The organism is Ascidiimonas aurantiaca, from assembly GCF_037646345.1.
Taxonomy (GTDB): Bacteria; Bacteroidota; Bacteroidia; order Flavobacteriales; family Flavobacteriaceae; genus Ascidiimonas; species Ascidiimonas aurantiaca.
On record NZ_JBBEWR010000005.1, the window covers coordinates 1 to 25,284 of the forward strand.

The 25,284-nt window shown below is 37.2% G+C and carries 26 protein-coding genes; 15 read left to right on the forward strand and 11 right to left on the reverse strand.

Going from position 1 to position 25,284, the window contains the following annotated elements:
* Positions 1 to 1,177, forward strand: a 1,177-nt coding sequence (locus tag WAO84_RS06155) for an RHS repeat domain-containing protein (RefSeq protein ID WP_340064444.1), incomplete at its 5' end; no start/stop codon positions are given.
* Positions 1,155 to 1,508, forward strand: a complete 354-nt coding sequence (locus tag WAO84_RS06160; protein ID WP_340064446.1) for a hypothetical protein — start codon at positions 1,155 to 1,157, stop codon at positions 1,506 to 1,508. The genes WAO84_RS06155 and WAO84_RS06160, both read left to right, overlap by 23 nt.
* Before the next feature lie 265 nt (positions 1,509 to 1,773).
* On the opposite strand, the gene WAO84_RS06165 is transcribed toward WAO84_RS06160, so the two are convergent.
* Positions 1,774 to 1,920 (reverse strand): hypothetical protein, encoded by a 147-nt coding sequence (locus WAO84_RS06165; protein WP_340064448.1) that lies wholly within the window; start codon positions 1,918 to 1,920, stop codon positions 1,774 to 1,776.
* Here WAO84_RS06165 and WAO84_RS06170 point away from each other — a divergent pair, their 5' ends adjacent.
* The 7 genes from WAO84_RS06170 to WAO84_RS06200 all read left to right on the forward strand — a co-directional run bounded on the left by WAO84_RS06170 (position 1,921) and on the right by WAO84_RS06200 (position 7,535).
* On the forward strand, positions 1,921 to 3,213 hold the full coding sequence (locus WAO84_RS06170; protein ID WP_340064449.1) for an RHS repeat-associated core domain-containing protein: 1,293 nt from the start codon (positions 1,921 to 1,923) through the stop codon (positions 3,211 to 3,213).
* Positions 3,214 to 3,224: 11 nt separating this feature from the next.
* Complete coding sequence (locus tag WAO84_RS06175; RefSeq protein WP_340064450.1) at positions 3,225 to 3,755, forward strand: hypothetical protein; 531 nt, start codon at positions 3,225 to 3,227, stop codon at positions 3,753 to 3,755.
* 243 nt (positions 3,756 to 3,998) lie between these two features.
* Entirely contained in the window at positions 3,999 to 4,712 is a 714-nt protein-coding gene (locus tag WAO84_RS06180; RefSeq protein WP_340064452.1) for a hypothetical protein, read from the forward strand.
* A 2-nt stretch (positions 4,713 to 4,714) separates the two neighbouring features.
* The gene (locus tag WAO84_RS06185) at positions 4,715 to 5,431 is read left to right on the forward strand and encodes a toxin-antitoxin system YwqK family antitoxin (RefSeq protein WP_340064454.1); all 717 of its coding nucleotides are present in this window, start codon (positions 4,715 to 4,717) and stop codon (positions 5,429 to 5,431) included.
* Positions 5,432 to 5,812: 381 nt separating this feature from the next.
* Positions 5,813 to 6,514 carry a hypothetical protein gene (locus tag WAO84_RS06190; protein WP_340064456.1) on the forward strand — a complete coding sequence of 234 codons (702 nt, stop codon included), beginning with the start codon at positions 5,813 to 5,815 and terminating at the stop codon, positions 6,512 to 6,514.
* Between the two features lies 1 nt (position 6,515).
* Positions 6,516 to 6,728, forward strand: coding sequence for a hypothetical protein (locus tag WAO84_RS06195; RefSeq protein ID WP_340064458.1), 213 nt, complete (start codon positions 6,516 to 6,518; stop codon positions 6,726 to 6,728).
* A 150-nt stretch (positions 6,729 to 6,878) separates the two neighbouring features.
* A complete protein-coding gene (locus WAO84_RS06200; RefSeq protein WP_340064460.1) occupies positions 6,879 to 7,535 on the forward strand; it encodes an IS1 family transposase in 657 nt (218 codons plus the stop codon).
* Positions 7,536 to 7,767: 232 nt separating this feature from the next.
* On the opposite strand, the gene WAO84_RS06205 is transcribed toward WAO84_RS06200, so the two are convergent.
* The 3 genes from WAO84_RS06205 to WAO84_RS06215 are packed head-to-tail and all read right to left on the reverse strand — an operon-like array spanning position 7,768 to position 10,874.
* Entirely contained in the window at positions 7,768 to 8,514 is a 747-nt protein-coding gene (locus tag WAO84_RS06205) for a uroporphyrinogen-III synthase (RefSeq protein ID WP_340064461.1), read from the reverse strand.
* Between the two features lie 17 nt (positions 8,515 to 8,531).
* The gene (locus WAO84_RS06210) at positions 8,532 to 9,188 is read right to left on the reverse strand and encodes a DUF4271 domain-containing protein (RefSeq protein ID WP_340064462.1); all 657 of its coding nucleotides are present in this window, start codon (positions 9,186 to 9,188) and stop codon (positions 8,532 to 8,534) included.
* 3 nt (positions 9,189 to 9,191) lie between these two features.
* Positions 9,192 to 10,874 carry an ArnT family glycosyltransferase gene (locus tag WAO84_RS06215; RefSeq protein WP_340064464.1) on the reverse strand — a complete coding sequence of 561 codons (1,683 nt, stop codon included), beginning with the start codon at positions 10,872 to 10,874 and terminating at the stop codon, positions 9,192 to 9,194.
* 129 nt (positions 10,875 to 11,003) lie between these two features.
* On the opposite strand from WAO84_RS06215, the gene WAO84_RS06220 reads away from it, so the two are divergent.
* Genes WAO84_RS06220 through WAO84_RS06230 form a run of 3 tightly spaced genes read left to right on the forward strand, consistent with a single transcriptional unit; the run spans position 11,004 to position 13,474 of the window.
* Entirely contained in the window at positions 11,004 to 11,738 is a 735-nt protein-coding gene (locus WAO84_RS06220) for a polyprenol monophosphomannose synthase (RefSeq protein WP_340064465.1), read from the forward strand.
* 3 nt (positions 11,739 to 11,741) lie between these two features.
* Positions 11,742 to 13,082 carry a dihydroorotase gene (locus WAO84_RS06225; RefSeq protein WP_340064466.1) on the forward strand — a complete coding sequence of 447 codons (1,341 nt, stop codon included), beginning with the start codon at positions 11,742 to 11,744 and terminating at the stop codon, positions 13,080 to 13,082.
* Entirely contained in the window at positions 13,079 to 13,474 is a 396-nt protein-coding gene (locus WAO84_RS06230; protein ID WP_340064467.1) for a DUF4296 domain-containing protein, read from the forward strand. The genes WAO84_RS06225 and WAO84_RS06230 overlap by 4 nt, the downstream gene beginning before the upstream one ends.
* 28 nt (positions 13,475 to 13,502) lie before the next feature.
* On the opposite strand, the gene WAO84_RS06235 is transcribed toward WAO84_RS06230, so the two are convergent.
* Complete coding sequence (locus WAO84_RS06235; RefSeq protein WP_340064469.1) at positions 13,503 to 14,504, reverse strand: NAD-dependent epimerase/dehydratase family protein; 1,002 nt, start codon at positions 14,502 to 14,504, stop codon at positions 13,503 to 13,505.
* A 127-nt stretch (positions 14,505 to 14,631) separates the two neighbouring features.
* Here WAO84_RS06235 and tyrS point away from each other — a divergent pair, with 127 nt between their 5' ends.
* Positions 14,632 to 15,933: a tyrosine--tRNA ligase gene (tyrS, locus tag WAO84_RS06240; protein ID WP_340064470.1), complete on the forward strand. Its 1,302-nt coding sequence runs from the start codon at positions 14,632 to 14,634 to the stop codon at positions 15,931 to 15,933.
* A gap of 74 nt (positions 15,934 to 16,007) precedes the next feature.
* Here the strand turns inward: tyrS and WAO84_RS06245 are convergent, their stop codons facing one another.
* The 5 genes from WAO84_RS06245 to WAO84_RS06265 form a co-directional block, all read right to left on the reverse strand.
* On the reverse strand, positions 16,008 to 16,463 hold the full coding sequence (locus WAO84_RS06245) for a YHS domain-containing (seleno)protein (RefSeq protein WP_340064471.1): 456 nt from the start codon (positions 16,461 to 16,463) through the stop codon (positions 16,008 to 16,010).
* Positions 16,464 to 16,530: 67 nt separating this feature from the next.
* Positions 16,531 to 17,508 (reverse strand): LuxE/PaaK family acyltransferase, encoded by a 978-nt coding sequence (locus WAO84_RS06250; RefSeq protein ID WP_340064473.1) that lies wholly within the window; start codon positions 17,506 to 17,508, stop codon positions 16,531 to 16,533.
* Positions 17,509 to 17,591: 83 nt separating this feature from the next.
* Complete coding sequence (locus tag WAO84_RS06255; RefSeq protein WP_340064475.1) at positions 17,592 to 17,978, reverse strand: T9SS type A sorting domain-containing protein; 387 nt, start codon at positions 17,976 to 17,978, stop codon at positions 17,592 to 17,594.
* Between the two features lie 294 nt (positions 17,979 to 18,272).
* Positions 18,273 to 19,475, reverse strand: coding sequence for a hypothetical protein (locus tag WAO84_RS06260; protein WP_340064477.1), 1,203 nt, complete (start codon positions 19,473 to 19,475; stop codon positions 18,273 to 18,275).
* 36 nt (positions 19,476 to 19,511) lie between these two features.
* Entirely contained in the window at positions 19,512 to 22,301 is a 2,790-nt protein-coding gene (locus WAO84_RS06265) for a TonB-dependent receptor (RefSeq protein WP_340064479.1), read from the reverse strand.
* Between the two features lie 180 nt (positions 22,302 to 22,481).
* On the opposite strand from WAO84_RS06265, the gene WAO84_RS06270 reads away from it, so the two are divergent.
* Positions 22,482 to 23,168, forward strand: a complete 687-nt coding sequence (locus WAO84_RS06270; protein ID WP_340064480.1) for a response regulator transcription factor — start codon at positions 22,482 to 22,484, stop codon at positions 23,166 to 23,168.
* Positions 23,169 to 24,215: a sensor histidine kinase gene (locus tag WAO84_RS06275; RefSeq protein WP_340064482.1), complete on the forward strand. Its 1,047-nt coding sequence runs from the start codon at positions 23,169 to 23,171 to the stop codon at positions 24,213 to 24,215. It abuts the gene before it with no gap.
* On the opposite strand, the gene WAO84_RS06280 is transcribed toward WAO84_RS06275, so the two are convergent.
* Positions 24,177 to 25,247, reverse strand: coding sequence for a glycosyltransferase (locus WAO84_RS06280; RefSeq protein ID WP_340064484.1), 1,071 nt, complete (start codon positions 25,245 to 25,247; stop codon positions 24,177 to 24,179). The genes WAO84_RS06275 and WAO84_RS06280 overlap by 39 nt on opposite strands.
* Between the last annotated feature and the right edge of the window lie 37 nt (positions 25,248 to 25,284).

Consider the following 25,284-nt stretch of genomic DNA (forward strand, 5'->3'; position numbering starts at 1 on the left):
ATATAAAGATGGTGGTGGGCAGTTTAGGTATGTCTATCAGTATAGAGATCACTTAGGGAACGTACGATTAACATACGCTGACTCCGATAACAACGGGAGTATCAACCCATTAACAGAAATCATATCCGAAAAGTCGTACTATCCCTTCGGAATGACCCATTTTGGATATAACAATTTTGTGAGTGCCAATGCCAACTCACAGGCAGAGAAATACCAATTTAATGGAAAAGAATTGCAGGAAGAGTTGGGACTTGATTGGTATGATTATGGGGCAAGAAATTATGATGCGGCATTAGGGAGGTGGATGAATATTGATCCGTTGGCTGAAGTTTATTATGGGTTTACTCCTTATAATTATGCAACTAATAACCCTGTCGTTTTTGTAGACCCTAATGGAATGGCTTCTGTTTATAATTGGGGTACGGGAAGATATGAAGATGAAAATGGAAATGAAGTTAGTTGGAATGATGTACAAGCTGAATATGGTATTGGAGGGCAATCGTCTAATAGCAATAGTAGTTCTGCTAAACCAGATGATGCAAAAGTTACTATCAAAAATGGGAAAGTAACTATTTCTTCAACAATTTATATATATGGTTCAGGAGCAACACAAAATATTGCTAACTTAATGCAATCGGATATTATGAATGCCTGGAATAAAGATAAAAATGGTAATAGTTGGACTTATACAGACCCTTCATCAGGTAAAGTTTATACGGTAGCATTTGATATACAAGTGAAATTATATGATGCTAAAAACCCTTCGAAAAAACCAAGCCTTTTTTCAGGAAAAAACAATCCATTTAATACAGATAATTATATTGAAATAGATAGTAATAATGCTCGTTCATATGTAAGAGGCGGAGATGAAGGACAATGGAGAGCTAATGGACGAGGAGGTTTAACTCTTGCACAAGATAACCCTGCACCACACGAATTTGGTCATTTAATTGGATTGACTGACAGATATTCAAGTAGTGGAGCAAATGCAGGATGGACAGGTAATATTATGGCAGAACCTGCAATGAAAGGAATTGTTGAACAAAAAAATATAGATGCAGTTTTGTCACATATAATAAGTAAATATAATTCTTCCTTTACTAAATGGTTGAATGATAATGTTGGGTCAAATAATCAATATAACTCTAAAATAGATGAAAGCAATCCTAAATGGTAATCTTTATATTTTTACATTACTTTTTATGTTTATAGCTTGTAAATCACAAATAAAACAAGATACTTCTTTAAATGACTTGAAGTATGAAGAACTTATTGTCAAATATGGGGAACCAAGTACAGATGAAAGTTTTTTGTTAGATGAAAAGACAAGGCTTTATGAATATCAATCTACTTTGTATGACTTATTAAATGACAAAAAGCCGATTGAAGTAAGAGAACTGAAGTGGGTTAAAAAAGATATTGAAACCGTTGTATGGCTAATCAAGAATAATGAAGATTGGGTATCGGTTGATAATATTATTTGGAATAATAAGAAAATAAAAATGTAATAAACTTAGCCACTAACCACTCTTCGGAGTGGTTTTTTTATTGCAATACGTTTTACAGTTTGGAGTAATGGGTAGTGTCCCAAACGGGGGTAGTGTCCCAAACGGGTGCTTTACAGAAAAGCGTGAGTTTTTAATTTGATTATCAATAATTTGTATTTATAATAAACCTCTTAAAAGAGGCTTATGATGACTCATTGAAATAGCGAGAGTTTGTTAGAGCGCATAAAACAGGGGTTTTAGTTCGCCTTGTGGGTCAAACGGGTGCTTATTCGCTGCCTATACCGTCTATGAGGGGCGTAGTACCACTGCCCAAACCCTGGGCGGTACCCAGGTATATTACAGTAACACAGCCTTTCCAAACACAGCCGTTACCCAGGTATATAGCGTAAACTATTACGATAGCTATAACCATTTGAATTTACCGCTACAGATAGATTTTGGAGGTGGTAATACCGTGAATTATGTATATGATGCCACAGGTGGTAAACTTAAAAAAACAGTAACTGATGTAGCCAATGGTATCACCGAAACCCAGTATGCCAGGAAGTTTGTATATAAGAATAATACCTTAGAGTTCTTTCACCATGCCGAAGGGTATATTGAACCTATGACAAATGGTGATTTTTCTTATATTTATCAATCTAAAGATCATCTTGGTAACGTACGTTTAAGTTATGCTGATACAGATGGTAACGGTCTTATAGATATTGGAGAAATCAAAGAGGAGAATAATTATTATCCTTTTGGATTAAAACATAAAGGGTATAACTCCGGGATAAATGGCAGGGATCATACTTTTGAATATAATGGGAAAGAGATACAAGAAGAGTTAGGATTAAATTGGTATGACTATGGTGCAAGGATGTATGATGCTACTCTCGGTAGGTGGCACTCAACTGATAATAAAGCCGAATTTTATTTTGCCAATTCACCTTATATTTATGCTTTAAATACACCTATACAAGCGATCGATCCAGACGGTAACCTTGTAATTTTCATCAATGGATTAGGAGGCGGTGGTAAGAATTACTGGAGAGGTTATAGGACAGAGTTTTATACATATACTAATCCAAAAAATAATTGGAGGTATAATGCTTTTAGAAAAGTACCTTATGCTTTTGATATTAGTGTTTCGAACCACTTTGATGACCATAATAGAATGTATATTGACGGTTCGCCAGGTTCAATTTTTAATAACTTCACTACAGGACAAAGATTTAAGCAAGATTATGATAATGGTTTAAAGCTTGCAGAGTCTATAATTCGAAGTTTAGCAAGAGATCCTCAAGGCAATATTACTGAAACTATAAAAGTAATTACTCATAGTATGGGAGGTGTTTATGGAAAAGGGTTTGTAGCTGCCTTGAAGTATTATATTAAAACAAGTAAAGACCCTCAAGTGCGTAAAACTTTGGTTAGCTTAGTCGCTGATTTTGATCCCTTTCAAGCAGGAAGGAGACTTGGTAAAGCTGATAATAATATTTATACTCAACAATTTATAAACTCTGCATGGTGGAGTATATTTGATGCAGGGTGGCTTGCTAATGAAGAGGAAGAAGATGCAGATGAAGTGACTAATAACCCAAATAAAACATCACATTTTATTGAAACTTTTATAGATAATGTTAATGATTTACAGGAAGGAACTTATGAATGGAATGAAGATGATCAAGAGTGGATTTGTACTAGTTGTAAGAACAATTAAAACGATTAAAAATGAAATGGTTTAGAGTAATTTTTTTTAATATCCTATTATTTTTTATTTCTTCTTGTGTACAGAATACAAGTACACCTGAAGAGTATCGGAATAATAGTTCAATACAAAAAGATATATATGCGAATGATGTAAAATCTATAAAGGCTGCATTGGCTTCTTATATAGATTCTGTGGACGCAACGAGAAAAACTAAGCCTAAAAGCAAGATATTGTCTATTGAGATTGATACAATTTTTTATGGTCCTAAAGATAAAATAACCTTTTTATATTTAAGTAAAAAGAAGAACCCTTACGTAATCAACAATAAGGACAGTCTTCAATATGTAGGAGGATGCTTTATTGCAAAAAAGATTAATAAAGATAATTCTATCAAAATAATTGATGAGTTAAAATATAAAATAACAACATCCGAAATACCCAATAACATGTCAAGAGATTTAAGAATAATGTACCTGCGTGAAATGGGTTATATTAAGGGAAAGTACAATATCAATGATAACAGATTTTGGGAAAGTGAAGTTTGGGAGTAAAAACGGTAGGTAGGGTAGGGTAGTGTCCCAAACGGGTGCTTTACAGAAAGGCGTGAGTTTTTAATTTGATTATCAATAATTTATATTTAGAATAAACCTATTAAAAGAGGCTTATGATGACTCATTGAAATAGCGAAATGGGTAGTACAAGATCCTGTAACTCATTTTTCAAACTCTACATACAACGGGTTTGACAATAATCCTATCTATTGGATAGATCCATCAGGAGCTGATGCTACTTCTTTGGTTTCGGAATTGTTTTTAAGGTCAGGCGATGATGAAGAAACTATTTGGACCAATAATAATGATGGGACTTTTTCGAGTGATGATGGACAAACGGCAGAAATTCCTAAGCATCAGTTTTATGGCGTAAATATAACAGGTGATATCATGAATTTGAGTTTTGAAAATGAAAACTTTGATTGGGTTACAGGATATGGCGAAGACCCCACAGGACTATATAAAGCTAAGACTAGCGCATTTTATTCAGCTTTCAAGGGAATGAGTAAAGCCAAACAATTGAAGCTTTTGAAAAGATTGGGAGTCCCTTTGAAACTTGCCAAAAAAATCGCATCGCATCCCATATCGCCTATAGCTGCAATTAGTAGTATGGCTAAGGTAGAGCAAGATGGTCTTAAGGCACTTCCTGTTATCGGAGAAATCGTTGCCATTGGAATTTCAGATTTTGAAAGTGATGGTAGAGCGATTGATAATATCGTGAAATGGGATAATGTAAGGGATGGTTTTTATAATATGATAAGTACAGAAGTTTTAAATGATGTGATTCTGATTTACTCAAATGCAAATTTATTCAATGAGACTACAATAAATACAAATGAGACAGAATTATCGGATTCGAGATATCCACAAAGAGATTATAAGTATGTCTATTATGGTACTCAATATGGTGATACATTGCACATTTTTGGAAGATATGATAACCCTTTAAGAGAATAAACATGAAGATACTAACGGGAATTGCTTTTATTGCTTTGCTTGCAATAGGAAGTTGTGATTATCAAAAAGAGGTTTTAAAAGAGGAATATTATCCCAATAATAATATAAAGCGTAAATACAGTCTTAGCAGAGAAGGGTTAGTTACAGGTACTGACTCTATATTTCGTATAGATGGGACATTAAGTGAGGTCTCGATATGGAAAGATGGTAGATTGATTGATAGTATCGTTAACTACGATTATGAAGGCAATATCTCTACGATAGGGAAAATCCAAGGTGATGAACTTATTTTTTATCGAAAAGACGGCACAAAAGAAAGTGAGGTCAATTTGTCAGAAGGCTTAAAAAATGGATTACAAACATATTATGGAGCAAATGGACAAGTGATTGGTTTCAAAGGTTTTAAAAATAATATGGAAAATGGCGTTTTAATCCATTTGAACGAAAACCATACTCCGAAGTACATTAAACAATTGAATGAAGACGAAGGGAATCAAATTATAACTTCACATTATAGTAATGGTTTATTGAAGTCCTTTCGGGTCTATGATACTTCTGATAATGGTTTTAGATTGCTTTTTCATCCAAATGGAACCCTTAAACAGATTGGTGAAATTAAAAAAGGTAAGGCACATGGTCTAAAACTCTTTTTTACAGATGGAGGAGAACTAATTAAGAAGAGCCATTTTAAAAATGGAGATTTGGTATCTTCCTTTTAAAAAATCGACGGAAAATGGAAGAGATAATCAAAACTGTCTTAGAATTTTTAATCGATTTTTTGCATGGAAACAAAAAGATTGTGATTGTTTTAACCGTGATAATAATTTTGACTTTTATCGTATTTTTTTTGTTTAGATAAAATAGTAGGGTAGGGTAGTGTCCCAAACGGGTGCTTTACAGAAAGGCGTGAGTTTTTAATTTGATTATCAATAATTTATATTTAGAATAAACCTATTAAAAGAGGCTTATGATGACTCATTGAAATAGCGAGATGGGTAGTACAAGATCCTGTAACTCATTTTGATTATTCCACATATTCAGCTTTTGATAATAATCCAGTATATTGGGCAGACCCTAGTGGAGCAAATTCAGTTCAAGATATGATTCAAGAGGCTTGGAATGCGACACCAGATGGAGGTTTTTCAATCACTTACTATGGAGACAATGATGTCATAGAAGAAGATGGAGATGACGAAAATTCAAATAATGCTATGGAATCTATTAAAAGAATTGCTGGTACTGCAGAAGAATTTTTACAAATGTTTAATAATACTCCAAGTAAAATGGGTAGAAAAAAAGGTAAAGCTGCAGAAGACGCTCTGGTTTCTTTAGGCTCAACTGAATGGAATTGGAAACAATTTAGACCATTACCAAATGTTACTCCTTACTTTAATAATAGAAAAGGAAGATATATTTATACAAAAAAAGGAGGATGGATAGATATGGTTCACTTCTTGTTTTATGCTGGTAAAGCTTATGGTTATCTAAAAGATGGAAAGAAAAACCCTGTTGGCGAGGCTATGCAAGATGGTTATAAACAGGAGAGATTTGATCCGGCTCATTCTTCATATAGTTATGAAGATTTACCATCAGATAGGTTTGGAGCCATTTTTGCAACACAGTATTTTAATCCAGATAGCAATGCGACTTTAGGCCAACAAATACAATCTTATTTGAATAATGTTCTAGGAGCTACTGTGCCAACTGATGCGCCAAATTATCAAACAATGCCTACGATGGATTCTGAAAATCCGCCTTCAAGAACAAATAAAACAACAACACCAATTTATACACAAAAATAGTATGAGAAAAAGTATTTTTTTGATTATATCCGTTTTAATAGTAGGGTTTATAATTTATCTGTTAATTGATAAACATAACTTAAAATCAGAAGGTAATGTTGTGATTGATAAAATAGAAATGTTTAAGCAAAAAAATAAACGTTTACCCAACTCTTTAAACGAACTAGGGGTAGTGTCCCAAACGGGTGCTTTACAGAAAGGCGTGAGTTTTTAACTTGATTATCAATAATTTGTATTTAGAATAAACCTTTTAAAAGAGGCTTATGATGACTCATTGAAATAGCGAGAGCTTGTTAGAGCGCATAAAACAGGGGTTTTGGTTTGCCTTGTGGGTCAAACGGGTACTTGTTTTATTTTTGCATATATGAATTGTAAAAATTGTGGATCTTCTAATTGCATCAAAAAGGGGAAAAGAAGAGAAAAACAAAGATATTACTGTAAAACATGTTCTTGTAATTTCCAGTCAGGCTATCATTATAATGCCTACCATAAGAATACGGATACTCTGATTTGCAGTTTTTTAAAAGAAGGTTGTGGTATAAGAAGTATTTCAAGAATTACTCGTATTTCAAAGAATACGGTGTTATCTAGAATTCTCAAGATCAGCAAACAAATTAAGCCGCCCATGTTCTCAAAGTCAGGCTGTAAATTTGAAGTTGACGAACTTTGGAGTTTTGTGGGCCATAAGAAGAATGTAGTTTGGATAACCTATGCCATCGAAAGGGAGACCAAAAAAGTGATAGGTTTTTATGTGGGAGGTAAATCTAAATTGACTATCAAACCTTTGGTAGATACTTTATTGTCTTTAAGGCCAAGGCGCATCTATACAGATCGCCTCAATATATACCCTTCATTAATTCCCGGGAGAATTCACAAAGTGTTTCAATATTGCACCAATACCATTGAACGCATGAATCTCACCTTGAGAACACATATAAAAAGATTAGCAAGGAAGACCATTTGTTTTTCCAGAAATAAGATCTATCTCGAAGCGCATTTAAGGATCTATTTTTGGGGATAGAAGTGATATCTTTTTGTAAAGCAAAAGAAAAGACAAGAGATGGTGTAAAAAGCATTGCTTGGCGCCATATAGTGAGGAGTTGGCAAACGGATTGAACTGACTTCGACTTTTACACTCTTAGCAAGTGAGAATAGTGATGGTCAATTAACCGGGATTATTGATGGAGGCTCTCTTGTTTGATCGGAGTGCTTACAATACCATAAAAAAAACCTGCTTTCAGCAGGCTTTTTTTTTATTTTTTGTTTACTTCTGAAATATACTTCTCAAGAGCCATAGTCATGGAAGGGGTTTCAGGAGTAGGTGCCAGAATATCGATCCTTAGTCCGGCAGAGTTAGCAGCATTTACCGTACTGTTGCCAAAAACGGCAATACGGGTGTTCTTTTGCTGAAAATCGGGGAAGTTTTTAAAAAGGGACTCAATGCCTGAAGGGCTAAAAAATACAAGTATATCATAATATACATCTCTGAGGTCAGACAAATCACTGATTACCGTTTTGTAAAGAATGGCTCTTTTCCAGTTTACGCCCAGATCATCCAGAGTTTGAGGAACCTCCGGTTTAAGCACATCTGACGAAGGAAGTAAAAACTTTTCATCTTTGTACTTTTTAATAAGAGGAGCCAAATCATGAAAAGACATTTTACCAACATATATTTTACGCTTTCTGTACACTACGTATTTTTGAAGGTAGTAAGCTACCGCTTCAGACTGGCAGAAATATTTCATGCTGTCCGGAACTTTAAAGCGCATTTCCTCGGCAATACGAAAAAAATGATCAATAGAATTGCGACTGGTAAGTACAATAGCAGTGTATTGCGAAAGGTCTATCTTTTGTTGTCTCACCTCCTTGGCATCCACACCTTCTACATGAATAAACGGTCTGAAATCAATTTTAACTTTTTGCTTTTCAATAAGCTGAAGGTAAGGCGAGTTTTCCACTTTAGGTTCCGGTTGGGAAACCAAAATTGTCTTCACTTTCATAGAAACCTTTAGTTTGATCAGTTAATAGTAACCCACTTAATCATTATTAAGTAAGGAGCTATTTCAAGTGCGCAAAGATACAAAATAAAATAGAATAGATGATTAACTATTAATTTTTGATGATATTTTAATGTAAGAATAAGCGTAATAAAATTAAGAGAAACAAAAGTGAAGACTGTTAAGAATATAATAGTTTTTTTTTCAAAAGGAGCATACATCGCCAAAGCTACCAGGGGAAGCATAATAATTGCAATTAAGTTTCTATAACTTAGTTTAAGAAAATGATACTGCCGGGTAAATTGTTCTATCCTAAAAAGATATGCTATTAATTTTTCAAGATAAAACTTAAAAAGTATTACCAGTATGAACATGAGAATAAAAACCCAAAATGGTGAAGAAGCGATCGATGAAATAGAAAAATACTCGGTAGCGATCTTTAAAATTATTCCAAAAACAACAGCCTGTACTACAAATAGCAGGATATTAAAACGGTTTAGCACCAGCCCCTTGTCTTTTCCGTAGATCTTGAGGTACTTGTTGGTAAAAAACAGCATGAGAAATGAAGGAAACCGGTTTTCATATAAGGTTTTTGCAATAGTAAGCAGCACCAGGCACCCTATTAAAAGAAGGGTTTCTAAAGTGAGCGGGTCAGTATTTCTTAAAATGCTTTCCAAATGTTAATTCTTTACAGGCACTACATTTCCCTGAAAACCAAAAGGGAGCATATCTTTTTCAGAGATACATACTCTGAAAAAAGCAGCTCCTTCTATTTTATTACGATCCTTTAGTTGCGCAGTAAGATACAGGGTGTCTCCCGGTGTGATCATCTGTTTTTTTTCAATACCTGCCAGTTTTATGGGCAAAGTATCCTGAGGTTTTTTCTTCTTGTTCATGGTCAAGCCATAAAAATAGAGGTCACTCACGGGCACTGGTTCATCATAAGGGTTGTATAACTTAAAAGATAGTGTTTTGGTTTGTGAATGTACGTATGGCTCATCAAGTATAAGCTTTAACTTTCGCCAGGAAACAAAACTATCTATCACAATCCCTCTCCATATTTGTTTTCTGAAAGTACGGGTATATCCAAAAGCAGAATCTGCATCATATCTGTTAGACATATACACTACTTTTTTATGTCTAAATTCATTTTCGGTACTGTCAAGGTCAAACTGATTGGGCCTAAACGGGTACCCGTTTAAAGAGAAAGATGCCCGGTCTGCATAGAACATAAGCATACTTGCTTCTGTATAGGAGTTTCTAAATACTACAGGGAGCCCTTCGGAGAATGAAATTACTTCAGACACCCATTTTTTATTACCGTGGGTTTCATAGGTAATAGGAGAAAGCTTTTCACTTACTATCGCAATTCGCAGAAAACAAAGCATCACGAAAGATACGATACTCGCTCTTAAAAGCCACTTTTTAAAAGAGGGGTGCGTGAGTGCATACCGAAATGTGATGATCACCATAGGCAGGAGTACAAGAACGGGCCATTGTGCCTGCGTTCTTCTGTTAAAAGAAGAAAAGAGAAAAAACAGGAAGATACCATATACCAAAAAAAGAAGCCCTCTGGTAAAAGTATCTGTAAATCTGGTTTTAAACAATGCTTTGTATATCCAGGGAAAAGTAAGTCCGGGAATCACTAAAAAACCAATAAGATACTCAATGGTAAATGCCAATTTATAACGGCTGTCTGCACGATCAAACAAATGGTATTTTATAGAAACAAAATCATTTTCATATAACCAGTATATATGCGGGATATACAATATGAGAGCCATCGCGGCAGCAGCAAGAAAACGTACATTGAGCAATAGCCGGGGGTGAGAAAGTAAAACAAAACCAATAAGCAGTACAGCATGGTATTTGCTATACATCATAGCGGCCATACAAATTGCCAGTAATAGTACAGATATCAGATCTTCATGTTCAAGAAAGCGTTTGTAAGCCCATAAAAATAAAGCTGCAAAGAAAAGTAAGGGTGTATCCGGAATCATAAAAAAGCCATATACATTCAGCAAGGCTACCGATGCTGTAAAAATGCAGAAAAGCACCTGATTTTGCTGCTTATCTTTATGGTCAACACATTGCCATAAAAACCAGATGGTTCCGGAAAACAGGAAAGCAGCAAAAAAACGTACCCCGAGTTCACCTTCAAAAAACAGCCCTCCAAGCCATACAAAAAAGGCTACCATAGGTGGGTGGTCAAAATAGCCCCAACTCAGATTTTGAGAAAAATACCAGTAGTACGATTCGTCAAGTATAAGTTCTGAAAAGAAGGCCTGAGCCAAATTGAGTAAAGTTAGCAAGACCAAAAAACCGGGAAACAACCAATTCGATCTGAGTACGTCTTTGATCATAACGACTAGAATTTTGGCAAAAATACTTATTTATACTATGCTTTTAAGGGTTAAATTTATCAAAAAGCGCGGATAAAGGTTTCAAAAGAAACGGAATGTTTTATTTTTGCGGTTACGAATTTCGACAGCATGCATTCCGATAGCCTGGTTATTATTCCTACCTATAATGAGATTGAAAACGTGGAAGCCATTATAGAGGCCGTTTTTAAATTAGAAAAAGAATTTCATATTCTTATTGTAGATGACAATTCACCAGATGGTACTGCTCAAAAGGTACAACACTTACAGGAAAAATATCCGGAACGACTTTTTCTGGAGGTGAGAAAAGAAAAGTCAGGTTTGGGAACTGCGTATATTCATGGTTTTAAATGGGCCCTAAAAAAGGAATACGAATATATTTTTGAAATGGATGCCGATTTTTCTCATGATCCCAAAGACTTACCGCGTCTTTACAATGCTTGTGCCAAAGAAGGGTTTGATGTGGCCATAGGTTCGCGTTATGTAAAGGGAATAAATGTATTAAACTGGCCCATTGACCGAATACTTTTATCATATGGAGCTTCTTTTTACGTAAAACTTATTACCGGAATGCGGGTACATGATCCCACCGCCGGATTTATTTGCTACAAAAGAAAAGTAATTGCCTCTATTGACCTGGACACTATACAGTTTATAGGGTATGCTTTTCAAATTGAGATGAAGTTCAGAGCGCATCTCAAAAAATTTAGAATAAAGGAAGTATCCATTATATTCAAAGACAGAGTGAAAGGAACCTCAAAAATGAACGGGAAAATCATAACTGAGGCGGTTTTTGGGGTGTTGAGTATGAAATTCAAAAGTATTTTTAACAAAACAAACTACTAATACATGCAACGAACAGTTATAAGAAATACAAGATTGGTGAATGAGGGAACCATTACAGAAACAGATATACTCATAAAAGGGAATTTCATAGAAAAAATAGCCCCTTCCATAAACATAGGTGGTACTTATAAAGAAATAGATGCCGGAGGAAATTATGTGTTGCCGGGAATGATTGACGATCAAGTACATTTTAGAGAGCCCGGGTTAACCCATAAAGCGAATATTGCAACCGAAAGCCGTGCGGCGGTTGTAGGTGGGATCACCACTTTTATGGAGCAGCCCAACACAAAACCGCAAACCACCTCTATTGAACGTTTGGAAGAAAAGTTCAGTGTTGCTTCCCGCACTTCTTTTGCCAACTATTCTTTTATGTTTGGTGGTACCAATGACAATCTGGAAGAACTTAAAAAGCTGGATAAAAATGCCTGTGCCGGTGTAAAACTTTTTTTAGGATCGTCCACCGGAAATATGTTGGTAGATAATGAAGCCGTGTTGGAAAAAATATTCACTAACACAGAAATGGTGATCTCTACCCATTGCGAAGATGAAACTACCATTAGGGCCAATCTTGAAAAGTATAAGGCCCAATATGGGGACGATATTCCTATAGAGTTACACCCTGTTATAAGAAGTGAAGAAGCGTGTTATATCTCTTCCAGCAGAGCCATTGCTCTGGCTAAAAGAACCGGTGCAAGGTTGCATGTTTTCCATTTATCTACCGGGAAAGAAACTGAACTTTTTCGCAATGATATTCCTTTAAAAGACAAAAAAATAACAGCTGAGGTTTGTATTCACCACCTCACATTTTCTGATGCTGATTATGCGACCAAAGGTGCCTTTATAAAATGGAACCCCGCCGTGAAAACAGCAAAGGATCGCGATCAGTTATGGCAGGCTTTACTGGACGATCGTATTGATATTATTGCCACAGATCATGCTCCGCATACCATAGATGAGAAAAAAGGTCTTTATACATCGTCACCTGCGGGAGGACCTCTGGTACAGCATGCTCTGCCCGCATTGATAGAAGCTCATAAAGCAGGAAAACTGACACTTGAGAAACTCGTACAAAAAGCATGTCATAATCCGGCTATACTTTTTGATGTTCATAAAAGAGGTTATGTCCGTGAAGGGTATTATGCCGACCTGGTAATAGTTGATATGAATGGCAGTACCCCGGTAAACAAAGAAACAATTTTGTATAAGTGCGGATGGTCACCCTTTGAAGGTGCTACCTTCTCTTCAGCGGTAACTCATACCTTTGTAAACGGACACCTGGCGTATGAAAATGGTAAAGTATCTGATACGAGAAACGCCATGCGTCTTGAATTTGACAGATCATGAAAAAAGTAGCAGGCTATCTTATTGTCTTTTTGTTTTTGTTTTCCTGTAAGGAAGAGCGTAATCAAGAACCGGAAAAGCTTATTGAAAAGAAAGAGATGTTGAATATTTTGTATGATCTTTCCATAGTTTATGCAGCTAAGGGTATTAATCCGGGAATAGAAGAGATCAATAAACTGGAGCTGGAATCGTTTATCTATGAAAAATACGGAATTGATAGCCTGCAGTTTGCCAATAGCACTCTTTACTATTCTTCCCAGCCGTCTGAATACTTAAAAATGTACGAACAGATACAGGAGCGCCTTAAAGCGAGAAAAGACAGTATTGTAAAAGAAAGGGAAGCAAAAAAGCCGGATAGCACACGTGTTGTGTTAGATACCCTAAATAAAAAATAAGCTTTTTTGCATAGGTGTTTTGTTTGTATTAGTTGCGAGTGAAGTTTTTGCAAATAGTATGTATGCTCTCATAAATAGGCTTGAATGAAAACGCGAGATCTTTTTTAATCTTGTGGTTGCTAAAGTGTTCTTTTTTTACAGCCGCTTTTACAGAAGCCCGGGTAAATACAGGTCTTTTACTGGTACATTTAGACCATAACCAGTTACTGCGCCATAATACACCTAAAATAAAGGGGCCGGCTTTTAGGTAAGGGGCCCTCACATTAAATTCTTTGGCTATCCGGGTCATGAGTTCTTTGAATGTAAGGTTTTCGGCAACCAGAATATACCGTTGGTTGGTAAGAGTACTATCCATGAGAATGGTCATGGCTTTTGCCACATCTTCCACATCCACAAACCCCGTTAACCCTTGGGTATAATATTTCATTCCTTTTTGTACCACTTCAAAGATTTTTCCGCTCCCGTCTTTAAATCCGGCACCTAAGATAACTCCAGGATTTACGATCACTGTTTTAACCCCTTCAACAGAGCCTCTCCACACCTCCATTTCTGCCCCGTATTTGGAAATAGCATAACTGTTGTTATCTGCTTCCGGATTCCAGTGGGATTCTTCGGTTACCATTCCCTCAAAAAGTTTGTCCCCCATTGTGGCAATAGAGCTTACAAAACACAACTTGTGAACCTTATGTGCAATACACAAATTCACAATATTGGCAGTGCCTTCTATGTTTATTTTGCGTAGTAACTTATTATCAGAGGCATCAAAAGAAATAAAAGCAGCTGAATGATATACATGGGTAATTCCGGTAAAAGCGGTATTCAAAGCAGGTATATCAGTAATATCAGCTTCAATCCACTTAATTTTGGAGAACAGGGTATCTGCGTTTTCTGAAAAAAAAGAAAATACTTTTTTTACCCGGGAAAGATCACTCTGGGCCCTGTGAATGGCTACGACCTCTTTACCCAGGCTTATAAGCCTGTAGAGTAAATGAGATCCTACCAATCCTGTGCCTCCCGTTACTAATATCATAGGCTCTAAATTACGGCATATATATTATGTGTACATAATGAATGTGTTTAAATCTTTACAAGGCAGGTTTTCTGCTTTTGTCTTTCTTCTATTACAGCTATCTTTGCGCAGATTTATATAAAATGTTATGGCAGTAACTAAAAACTTTATAGAAGAATTACAATGGCGGGGCATGATACACGATGTGATGCCGGGTACTGAAGAGCATCTTATGGAAAATATGCGAGCCGCATATGTAGGGATCGACCCTACGGCAGATTCATTACATATTGGGCATCTGGTAAGTGTCATGATGCTTAAGCATTTTCAGTTATGTGGCCATAAACCTATTGCACTGGTGGGGGGCGCCACCGGAATGATTGGTGACCCTTCGGGAAAATCGGCAGAAAGGAACCTGTTGGATGAAGCCACCTTAAGGAATAATCAGGAAGCGATACAACAACAATTAAACCGTTTTCTGGATTTTAATGCAGATGCTGCTAACGGGGCAAAGCTGGTGAACAATTATGACTGGATGAAAGACTTTGGCTTCTTATCCTTCATACGTGATGTGGGCAAACATATTACGGTTAATTATATGATGGCTAAAGATTCGGTAAAAAAGCGCCTTTCGTCAGATTCTGCTGAAGGGATGTCTTTCACCGAGTTTACCTATCAATTAGTGCAGGGATATGATTTTCTTCATCTTTTTCAACAGGAAAACTGTACTCTTCAAATGGGGGGTAGTGACCAGTGGGGAAATATCACCACAGGTACCGAAATGATACGGCGTATAGCAGGCGGAAAAGCATATGCACTCACGTGCCCGCTTATTACAAAAGCAGACGGTACAAAGTTTGGAAAAACAGAAGGCGGTAATATATGGCTTGATGCCAGGCGTACATCTCCCTATAAGTTTTACCAGTACTGGCTCAATACTTCTGATGAAGATGCGGAAAAGTATATAAGGATCTTTACTTTGTTGGATAAGGATACCATTGAGAACCTTGTAGCCCTGCACAGGGAGGCTCCTCACCAAAGGGCATTGCAGAACCGGCTGGCAGATGAAGTAACCCTTATGGTCCACTCTCAAGACGCTTTGAATAGGGCCATAAAAGCATCACAAATTCTCTTTGGAAAATCTACTTCGCAAGATCTGAAAGATCTGGATGAAGAAACCTTCCTGGATGTTTTTGAGGGAGTTCCCCAGGCTGAACTGTCGCTTGAAAAGCTTCAATCGGGAATTGATATTATTGCAGCCCTCGCAGAACATTCCGGTTTTCTTAAATCAAACGGAGAGGCAAGAAGAGCCTTAAAAGAAAACTCAATTTCCATAAATAAAGAAAAAGTAACAGAAAGCACGGTTATAGATACATCTCATCTTATAAACGGGAAGTTTGTACTGCTGCAAAGAGGCCGAAAAAACTATTTCATCTTAAAGATGGTTTAGTTTGAAACGGGCAGAAGCTGTTTTTGTTTAATGGTTTCTGCCCGTTCACTTAATCTAACATGACTTATAAAAAACTAGCTGTGAATAAGAATTTTCCAGTTATCATTGGCTTTGGGAATAAGAATTTCTGCTCCCTCTTTGTTCCAAAGCTGTAAAGTATTTGTTTTGCCTGAATGATAAAATAAATAAAGTTTACCATTTCGTATTTCATAGGTTTTTGGGTCTATTTTTACCTTTTTTCCTTTTAGTGCCATCGCGTAAGCGCAAAATCCGCCATATTGTGGAAGAAACCGGGATGGCTTATTTATAAAGGCTTCTTTATGTGCTAAACTGGAGAAAAGAAAAACTATGCCTTTATAGGTAGTAGCAAATTCTTTTTTACCGCGTTCAGGTCTGTCTTTGAAATAGGATACTATATCATAGCCATGTATAGCGATCCCTTTTTTCTCATAGATCTCCTGGCTGTGAGCGTAAAACATCATGAGAAAAGCTGGCAAAAATGATAATACAGGGCTTTTTAGAAGGCGCATAGGTTTATCTTTATTAGCTGGGTCGCCGATTGTGAGATATACTTACAAAGAAAGAATTAAATATAGGTTAAAGGGCCATGAGGTTGCATCCACGTATGTCAGAGTGGTCAAAACGCCCCAGGATCTCAAAACTGCCATCTTCATATACCTTACCCAGGTCCTGAGTAGCAATAAACGAGCAGGAGTATATGTTGGCGAGATCGATTACATTGATACCGCCGGTTCTGCCGGAAGTTTGAAAAGATAAGGGGTCTTCGGTATCTCTGGTAAGAACCTTCATCCATGGAGGGCACCTGAAGACCCCTTTGCCTTTTGAATAAGCTTGTGATAAGAGTTCAGTCATACCGTATTCAGAATGGATCTCAGGTACTTTAAATGCATTACATAGAATTTTGTGTACCTCGTCCCGTATCATTTCTTTTCTTCGCCCTTTCATGCCCCCGGTTTCCATGATAAATGTGTTTTTCAGGGGCATTGGATACTTTTCTGCGAAATCGAGGAGCGCAAAAGTAACTCCAAGGAGCAATGTCTTTACATTTTTTGATTCCAGATCCCGGAGGAGTGAATGCAGAGAATGAAGATCATGAAGGTAAAAACCACTTTCTTTGTGGCCTGAGCTCTCTATAAGATGTTGTGTCATATAAATGAGAGAGGAACCGTCTCTTTCCAGATAAGAAGGAAGTAAAGCCAGTATGACATACTGTTGAGCGGGGCCATAGAATTGTCTGAAAGCAGTTTGAAAACTTTTTATATACAGGTCAAGATAAGTTACGAAATGTTTACTTACTGTACTGCCTGTCGTACCGCTACTGGTAAATATTTTTTCTGCCGGGCGAGACCCGGAAATAATTTTGTGGCTTTTGAAGAACTGAATGGGGAGAAATGGAATTTGCTTAAGGGATTGAACGTTTTGAGGATGTACCTTCAAATAACTGCAGAAGTTTTGATATACAGGGTTGTGCGTGTACTGATAGTTGAAAACCTCTAAAGCTAAGGTTTCGAAATGGCTGCTTGAGCTAATGTTAAAAACATTTTGACGGTTCATCAATTCCCGATTGTGCAACAAAAGTAGCTAAAATAAAAAAGCTCCCGGTAAAGGAAGCTTTTGTTATAAACAATAAAGTTTTGTTATCGAATTACCAGTTTCCGGGTGGTAGAAGATCTATCTTCGGTTACTTTCATAAGATATACTCCGGCAGTGAGCCGGGTAACATCCAAAGTATTTCCGGAAATGGTAGTTTTGAGAACTTCTTTTCCAAGAACATCATAGATGGAAACGGTTTTGCTAAGGTTTTTCCGGGTGGTGATGGTTACATAACCATTGGTCACCGGATTGGGAAACATCTTAAAACCCTCTATGTCTTCTTCCTGAGCATTTGCCGGTTGTGTACCGGTGTAGGTCTTTTGGCTTTCACTGAGGAGATTCAGGGCAGAATCCTCATGAAATTCCGGCTGTCCTGCGGACAGATGCATCACTAGTAGGGCAATAAAAGTGAGCAGATAATTTTTAGTCATGGCATAAATAATATGTTAAGTTACTAACAAATATAATAATTTTAACATACCGTCGTTTCCATGATCCGGGTTTTTTTGTGAAAGTTGTCATTTTTGTTGTGAACTGCCTGAAAAACGGAACGTTCTGCAAGTTTTAAAAAGAAGTTTTGGGAGGGGCTTGAAAAAAAACGTGGATGTTTTACTAAGCAGGGTATAGTTATTAACGATCTGGAGTAAATGCAAAAGGCAGAGAAAAATCCCTGCCTTTTTATATGAAATACGTTTATTTCGCGTATTAAATACCCTGTCTGAAGCTTAGTTAGCTATAGCAGGGAAAGTGAATCCGGTCCATGCAAACACAGTTACATCAGCACCTCCGGTAGCCCCTTCGATAGCTTCAATAGTTGCAGAAACAGGATTGTTGATATCGGTAATATCAATTCCGAAACCAACTGCGCCGGTGATAGAAGTAGAAGCATCAGCAGTACCACTTCCATCGTTTAGGTCGATAAAATCTCCTGCAGTCGCATCTCCTATAAGTGCTACCAAAACATTGTCAATAGTAGCAGCACTACCTCTACGAATTTTGATCATGTCAGCCATTTCAAAATTAGATGCATGCACAAGGGTCAACCCATTAATAGTGGGGTTAGATCTTGGGGTAGCATCGTTGTTACGAGAGTTACTATCTGCTTCAATTCCACGAGGGTCAGAAGTAGCATCGGTGAAATCTTCTGTTCGTATTCCGTACCAGTTATCACCTCCACCGTTCCAGCCTTCAGTCCAGTCAAACCAGTCATCTTTAGCGTTTACGACCAATAGGTTGTCTGATTGTACGGTTCCGCCAAACCACTCAATACCGTCATCTTCACCGAAGAATACAGCTACATGATTAACTACTGTTCCTGAACCAACTCCATATAAAGAAAGGCCGTTAAATTCCTGATCTCCGTTAATTCGGGCTCCGGTGTATTCAAGTTTTACATAGGTAATAACTCCGGAATTATCATCAGCAACAGATCCTCCATAGTTAATTCCAACTACTTCTGTTTCGGCAGTGTCACCAGTGTTTATAGGAGCACGCCCAGCTATAAGAAGACCTCCCCAGTCACCTCCACGAGGATTACCTGCATTTGAGGTCATAGTAATAGGGCTGGAAGAGGTGCCGGCAGCATTAATTTGCGCACCCTGCTCAATAGCAATAAACACATCTGTACCTCCTGATACGGCACGAATAGTAGTACCAGGCTCGATAGTTAAGGTAGCTCCTTCTTTTACACGAAGAGATCCGCTAAGAACCCAGTTAGTGGCAGCGTCTAAAGTAATATCAACAGTTACACTTCCTTTCAGGTCTGCAGCATCCAGATCAGGGTCTGTTTGAGAGTCAATAGAACCATCTTTTTGTTCTACCGGAGGGTTAGGGTTTGTACCGCCATCTCCGTCATCGTCACTTGAACAGGCTACCATGGCAGCAGTCAAGGCAAAAAGCATTAAGAAATTTTTAAGAGTCTTCATCATTTACTGAATTAATTATTAAATAGATAATATTAAAGGTTAAAATCCGTAACTAAAACCGAGGGACATTACAATACCTTTTTTAAAGCTGTTAATAGATACGTTTTCCCCGGTAATTGTTGTTTGCGTAAGCTCGTAAGTAGGGTCCAGAATATTCTGCACACCCAGGTTAATGCCAAAGTTATCTCCTAATTTAGAGCGTAACACCAGATCCAGGGTAGGGATACCGGTCTCTACTATATTTTCCTGCCCCTGTACCCCAAGAGAAAATATTCGATCAGCGAAGTAATTAAAAACTAAGGACGAGGTAAGATTGAATTTTCGGTTTTTTATAAAATAGGTGATATCACTGTTAACAAGAAGTGGAGCTGCACCTTCCAGTTCGTCTTCTGTATTGGTGAAATTGGTGCTCTCATCTGTTAGTTCCTGTCTGGAATGTAGATAAGAAGCGTTTAATCCAAAAGAAAGCTTTTTCTCGTTGAATGACGTGGATTCCAAATTTTCACTATTAGTACTTTTCCAGATATCCTTTCTAAACTCTATTTCAATACCTGCGATATCAGCAGTTTCTCCAGAGTTGATATAAGATAACTGGTTAGAAGCCGAATTTACTGAGATACGGTTTATGGGATTGTCAATACGCTTATAAAAACCACCAAAAGATATCAGTTCTCCTGCGCTGAAATAATATTCGTATTTTAGATCAAAATTGTAGTTATCAGAAGGCTGAAGGTCAGGATTACCAAAACTTGAAAAGTTAACTTCTTCATAGAGGAAGGGTGCCAGTTCTTTAAACTGAGGAAATGTATATGTCCGGCTCCCGGAAAATCTGAATATACTATTCTCATTAAAGTTATATTTTACATCCAGGTTGGGTAAAAAATAAGTTTCACTTAGTTCAGAAGGATCTAAAGTAGGGTCTCTGTCACTACTTGAAATGTTGGTATCCCAATTTACGAATTGCTCAATATTTTCTATTCTTAAACCTACTCCAACCGTTAAATTATCTGAAAGGTTGTATTGTGAATTAACAAAAAAGGCATGAATAGTTCTGTCGGCTTCATAGAAAAACGGATCTAGAAGACTGGGTTGATTTGGTTGATTTGCAAAGCCACGGTTAGTTTCCAGTTCGAAGATTCCTTGATCTAAAGATTCCTGATTAAAAAGAGCATCAGGGTTATCAAGGTCAATGCTTACATTCGGACTGCTAAATCTGTGATTAAACTGAGTGAAATCAAAGCGGCGATCTGTAAATCTATAATTATATCCACCTTCTAGATTTCCTTTTGGGGTGTCTTTATCTCCCAGTTTATAAGAAAACTTTAGATGTCCAACTAAATCGTCTTCTTCTAATACAGAGAAAAAACGATGATTAAAGGCAGATGCATCATTTGCAATAGTAGGCTCACCGTCTATAATCTTAACAGTGTTTTGTCGCCGATCGGGCTCATTGCTTCGAGTCATATTGTATGCTAAATTGGCATCAAGGTCTAATTTATCCGAAAGTGAAAAGTTAGATCGAAGTTGATTTATCCAAAGGTTATTGTCATTTACCTGTTGTCTCCGGATGAAGCCTAAGTCATTATCCTGCTCAGCGATAGAAACTACATCTTCACCTATATACTCTTCAACTCGTTGTACATTACTGTGAATGTAAACAGTATTTAAGTTTATGGTACCTGTTTCTGGCATGATAAATTTAAAGTTACCCATAGCCATTTGTGAAACGTTGTATATGTATTTATCAAAATCAAGGTCTGTACCGGCTTCTCCTTCTGTATTGAGTACTCCAACGGCTTTTGTATTTCCTTCTTGGTACATAAACTTACTGTCGAGAGCCCCAATAATGTATGTATTCAAAGTATTTTTACCAAGTTTAAAACGCTTGCCATACCTAACGGCAATATTGTTGTTTAGTTGGAGATTTTGTTGGTTTGGACCATATGAGTTCTCAAAAGAATATGAAGTTAGGTTAGGATCGGTAATAGGCACATCTTTGCTAAGGCCGGTGCCAAACCAATTAGCTCCATCAACCGTGAGAAAATCAACTCCTACGGCACGTGTGTTTACACCTGAACCAATACTTATCTGAAATTCTTCATCACCAAATAGTTCTTTGGAGGCGATATCAATATTTGCACCTCCCACATCTCCATACAAACCAGTACCGAAAGTTTTGTTTATCCCTACACTTTGTATGATATCTGAGCTAAAGAAATCAAGTGCGATATTCTTATATTCAGGATCTTCAGAAGGTAAAGGCAACCCGTTATAACTGGTAGAGTTGTAACGGTCCCCTAGGCCTCTTACAAAAACGTTCTTTACACCTTCCTGTTTTGAAACACCGGTTACTTTGGTAACAGCCGCCTGAGCATCACCAATACCTTTACGGGAAAGCTCTGCCGCACCAATAGATTGTTTCATCTCTACCGCATTTTTCTGTTGTAAAAGGAGCGCTACTTCAGAGTCCCTTCTGGCTACGGTAGTAACTACTACTTCATCCAATGACTGGGCATCCTGGCTAAGCCCTGCGGTGATCTCGGTTACTTTACCGGCTGCTACGGTTACATTGGCAACTTCAATAGTTTTGTAACCAATAAAACTTACTACAATTGTATATGTGCCCGGCTCCACATCTTCTATTTGAAATAAACCGTCAAAATCAGTAGTTGTTCCCTTAGAAGTGCCTTTAACCAGAACATTGGCAAAAGGAAGCGGGTCGTTGTTTAATTCTTTGTCTGTTATCTTACCTACTATTGAACCAGTTTCTTGTGCAAAAAATGTGGTAATACTAAGTAAAAGGGTTAGGAATCCTAATAAGTGTTTCATTCTCTTGAATACAATTTCTCGGTGCAAATAAAGGGTGACTTTGTAAAAGTGAAGTTACTTGTAGGTTAAACCTGAGTAAGTTTAAAGTTACCTTTATGTTACGATATTAAATGAATGTTAAGCGCTTTTCATATTTAATATTATCTTTACTTTTGAGCTGAAAACACAACTATTCGCAGCATGAAAAAAAAAGACATCAAGATCCTTTTGGTAGACGATGAGCCTGATATTCTGGAGATTGTAGGCTATAACCTCACTTCGGAGGGATATCAGGTAAGTACCGCAAAAAACGGGATGGAAGCGGTTGCAAAAGCCAAAAGGGAACGCCCGCATTTAATTATCATGGATGTGATGATGCCCGAAATGGATGGTATTGAGGCCTGTGAGCAAATACGCAAGACCAGTGAGTTGAAGGAAGTGATCATTACTTTTCTAACAGCCCGTGGAGAAGACTATTCGCAGGTAGCGGGCTTTGAAGCAGGTGCCGATGATTATATTACCAAACCTATTAAGCCCAAGGTTTTGGTGAGTAAAGTAAAAGCCCTGTTGAGAAGACTGAAGGAAGAGGAAGAAGAAATAACGCTTATAAACAAAGTAGGAGACATTGTTATTAATCGTGATGAGTATAAAATAGTACAGGCGGGCCAGGAAATCATATTGCCCCGTAAGGAGTTTGAATTGTTGTCCTTGTTGGCATCAAGACCTGGAAAGGTATTTAAACGGGAAGAAATACTTGATAAAGTATGGGGTAACGAAGTGATTGTAGGCGGCCGCACTATAGATGTACACATTAGAAAACTTCGCGAAAAAATAGGAGATGACCATTTTAAAACAGTAAAAGGAGTGGGCTATAAGTTTGTACTTTAAATGGCCAGAAAACTTAAAAAGTCATACAGATTCGCCCTTAGGTCGTCATTAGTCACCAGTGTGCTTTCCACACTTATGATCTCCTTACTTCTATATATTTTCGGGCAGTTTCATATTACTATTATTGCCATTTACGCAACGTTTTCATTTACACTTTCTTTCTTTATCCTTCAATATCGTGTAGAGCGGTTTATTTATAAGCGTGTAAAAAAGATCTATGACGATGTTTCGTTGCTGGAATCTACCACATTCCATAATCAGCCCATTACTACCGATATGGCAAGTCTTACCCGTGAGATCGAAAAATTTGCAAAAGACAAAAAGCTCGAAATAGAGACCCTTAAAGTACGGGAACTTTACAGAAAAGAGTTTATGGGTAATGTGTCACACGAGCTAAAAACACCTTTGTTTACTGTACAGGGATATATTCTTACCCTACTCGACGGAGCCATGGAAGATAAGGCCATGAGAAAAAAATACCTGCAAAGGGCCAGTAAAGGTGTAGAACGGCTTATTTATATAGTTAAGGACCTGGATATGATCACTAAACTTGAGGCGGGAGATCTGCATCTTAACTTTGAAGATTTTAATATAGTAGAGCTCATTAAAAATGTTTTTGATCTGCTTGAAATGAAAGCGGCAAAGAAAAACATTACATTAACTTTTGATATGAACTATGGGTCTCCTGTTATGGTGTATGGCGATAAGGAAAAAATACAGCAGGTACTTACCAACCTTATCGTAAACTCTATTAAATATGGTAAAAATGACGGTACAACAGAAGTAAGCGTTGAGAACCTAATTAAAAATAAAGTAATTGTAAGAGTTACCGATAACGGCGAGGGGATTGAAAAACAAAATATCCCGCGAATTTTTGAACGCTTTTTTCGGGTTGATAAAAGTGGTAGCCGTAAAGAAGGCGGGTCTGGTCTTGGGCTTTCCATAGTAAAGCACATTATAGAAGCGCATAACGAAAAAATATATGTAGAGAGTGTATATGGTATAGGATCAGAGTTCTCCTTTACTCTGGAAAAGACTAAAAAGTGATCCAAAATCCTGAGAAACCGACATAGTAGCTAACCCCTTGTAAGCACCGGCTTTTTCCAGTTTTTTTATAGTAAATTTTTCCTGTTTACAGGAAGCTACTACCCCATGTTTTTTAAGACGTCTGGCCAGGTATTCCTGTTCGTATTGACCGGGAGTAGGTATAAAAAACGCTTTTTTACCTAAAGCAGCCAGATCCATAATAGTAGTATAGCCCGATCGCGAAAGGACCATATCACTTGTATTAAAGGCAGTTTCCAGTTCGCGGGAACTCATGTAGTTATAAATGGTGATGTCATTTCTTTTACTAATTTTTTGAGCGGTTTCAATAATACCTTTTACAAACAGGATCTTACCTTTATAACCTTCTAATTGCTCCAGTAATTTTTCTTCCAGCATGGTTCTTTGAGGCTCAGGCCCCGATAACACCACCATCAAATCATAAGTAACCGGCAACTCCTTTTTTTGTAACCGGCTCAAAGGGCCTATATATTTTACAGGAAACATTTCTTTTTTGAAATGGCCCAGTTTTCCACTTAAATTTTGTGATCCTTCTACATCGGGAATCCAGCATTCTGTAAACTTTTTGATAATAGCCTGGTGTACTTTTGAGGTAAGCCAGGTAGTGTTACCGGTAAGCACATTTAATTGATGGGTAATAAATACAGTAGGTATTTTTTTATGAAAAACACCAAGACGGTTATCTGAGATAATACCTAATATACCCTGCTCGCTAACCAGTTTCTTTATGAATTTTTTCTCCCGTTTTGCTGCTTTTATCATTTTTGGAGAATCCCAAAGCATCTTTAATTTAAAATTTCTTCCTTTCTTAGCGTATTCAATTTGATATGAAGGGAGCTCAACGGTTTCCAATTGAGGAAACTCTTTGCGTAAAAGTTCAAGAGCCTGCCCGTCGGAAGCAATGATCGGAAGAAACCCGTGTGCTTCCAGTGCAGATATTATGGGAATGCAACGGGTGGCATGACCCAGGCCCCAGTTTAAAGGCGCTACGAGTATTCTCTTCTTCTCAGGCATATACACAAATATAATAACATTTTCAGGTGATGAAGTT

Coding starts and splice junctions, on each gene's coding strand:
- WAO84_RS06205 (WP_340064461.1), bottom strand. CDS start 8,514: ATGAAAGTGAAGACAATTTTGGTTTCCCAACCGGAACCTAAAGTGGAA.
- WAO84_RS06255 (WP_340064475.1), bottom strand. CDS start 17,978: ATGACTAAAAATTATCTGCTCACTTTTATTGCCCTACTAGTGATGCAT.
- WAO84_RS06270 (WP_340064480.1), top strand. CDS start 22,482: ATGAAAAAAAAAGACATCAAGATCCTTTTGGTAGACGATGAGCCTGAT.
- tyrS (WP_340064470.1), top strand. CDS start 14,632: ATGGCAGTAACTAAAAACTTTATAGAAGAATTACAATGGCGGGGCATG.
- WAO84_RS06260 (WP_340064477.1), bottom strand. CDS start 19,475: ATGATGAAGACTCTTAAAAATTTCTTAATGCTTTTTGCCTTGACTGCT.
- WAO84_RS06195 (WP_340064458.1), top strand. CDS start 6,516: ATGAGAAAAAGTATTTTTTTGATTATATCCGTTTTAATAGTAGGGTTT.
- WAO84_RS06160 (WP_340064446.1), top strand. CDS start 1,155: ATGAAAGCAATCCTAAATGGTAATCTTTATATTTTTACATTACTTTTT.
- WAO84_RS06235 (WP_340064469.1), bottom strand. CDS start 14,504: ATGATATTAGTAACGGGAGGCACAGGATTGGTAGGATCTCATTTACTC.
- WAO84_RS06175 (WP_340064450.1), top strand. CDS start 3,225: ATGAAATGGTTTAGAGTAATTTTTTTTAATATCCTATTATTTTTTATT.
- WAO84_RS06225 (WP_340064466.1), top strand. CDS start 11,742: ATGCAACGAACAGTTATAAGAAATACAAGATTGGTGAATGAGGGAACC.
- WAO84_RS06245 (WP_340064471.1), bottom strand. CDS start 16,463: ATGCGCCTTCTAAAAAGCCCTGTATTATCATTTTTGCCAGCTTTTCTC.
- WAO84_RS06265 (WP_340064479.1), bottom strand. CDS start 22,301: ATGAAACACTTATTAGGATTCCTAACCCTTTTACTTAGTATTACCACA.
- WAO84_RS06250 (WP_340064473.1), bottom strand. CDS start 17,508: ATGAACCGTCAAAATGTTTTTAACATTAGCTCAAGCAGCCATTTCGAA.
- WAO84_RS06230 (WP_340064467.1), top strand. CDS start 13,079: ATGAAAAAAGTAGCAGGCTATCTTATTGTCTTTTTGTTTTTGTTTTCC.
- WAO84_RS06215 (WP_340064464.1), bottom strand. CDS start 10,874: ATGATCAAAGACGTACTCAGATCGAATTGGTTGTTTCCCGGTTTTTTG.
- WAO84_RS06280 (WP_340064484.1), bottom strand. CDS start 25,247: ATGCCTGAGAAGAAGAGAATACTCGTAGCGCCTTTAAACTGGGGCCTG.
- WAO84_RS06220 (WP_340064465.1), top strand. CDS start 11,004: ATGCATTCCGATAGCCTGGTTATTATTCCTACCTATAATGAGATTGAA.
- WAO84_RS06190 (WP_340064456.1), top strand. CDS start 5,813: ATGATTCAAGAGGCTTGGAATGCGACACCAGATGGAGGTTTTTCAATC.
- WAO84_RS06275 (WP_340064482.1), top strand. CDS start 23,169: ATGGCCAGAAAACTTAAAAAGTCATACAGATTCGCCCTTAGGTCGTCA.
- WAO84_RS06200 (WP_340064460.1), top strand. CDS start 6,879: ATGAATTGTAAAAATTGTGGATCTTCTAATTGCATCAAAAAGGGGAAA.
- WAO84_RS06165 (WP_340064448.1), bottom strand. CDS start 1,920: ATGGTTATAGCTATCGTAATAGTTTACGCTATATACCTGGGTAACGGC.
- WAO84_RS06185 (WP_340064454.1), top strand. CDS start 4,715: ATGAAGATACTAACGGGAATTGCTTTTATTGCTTTGCTTGCAATAGGA.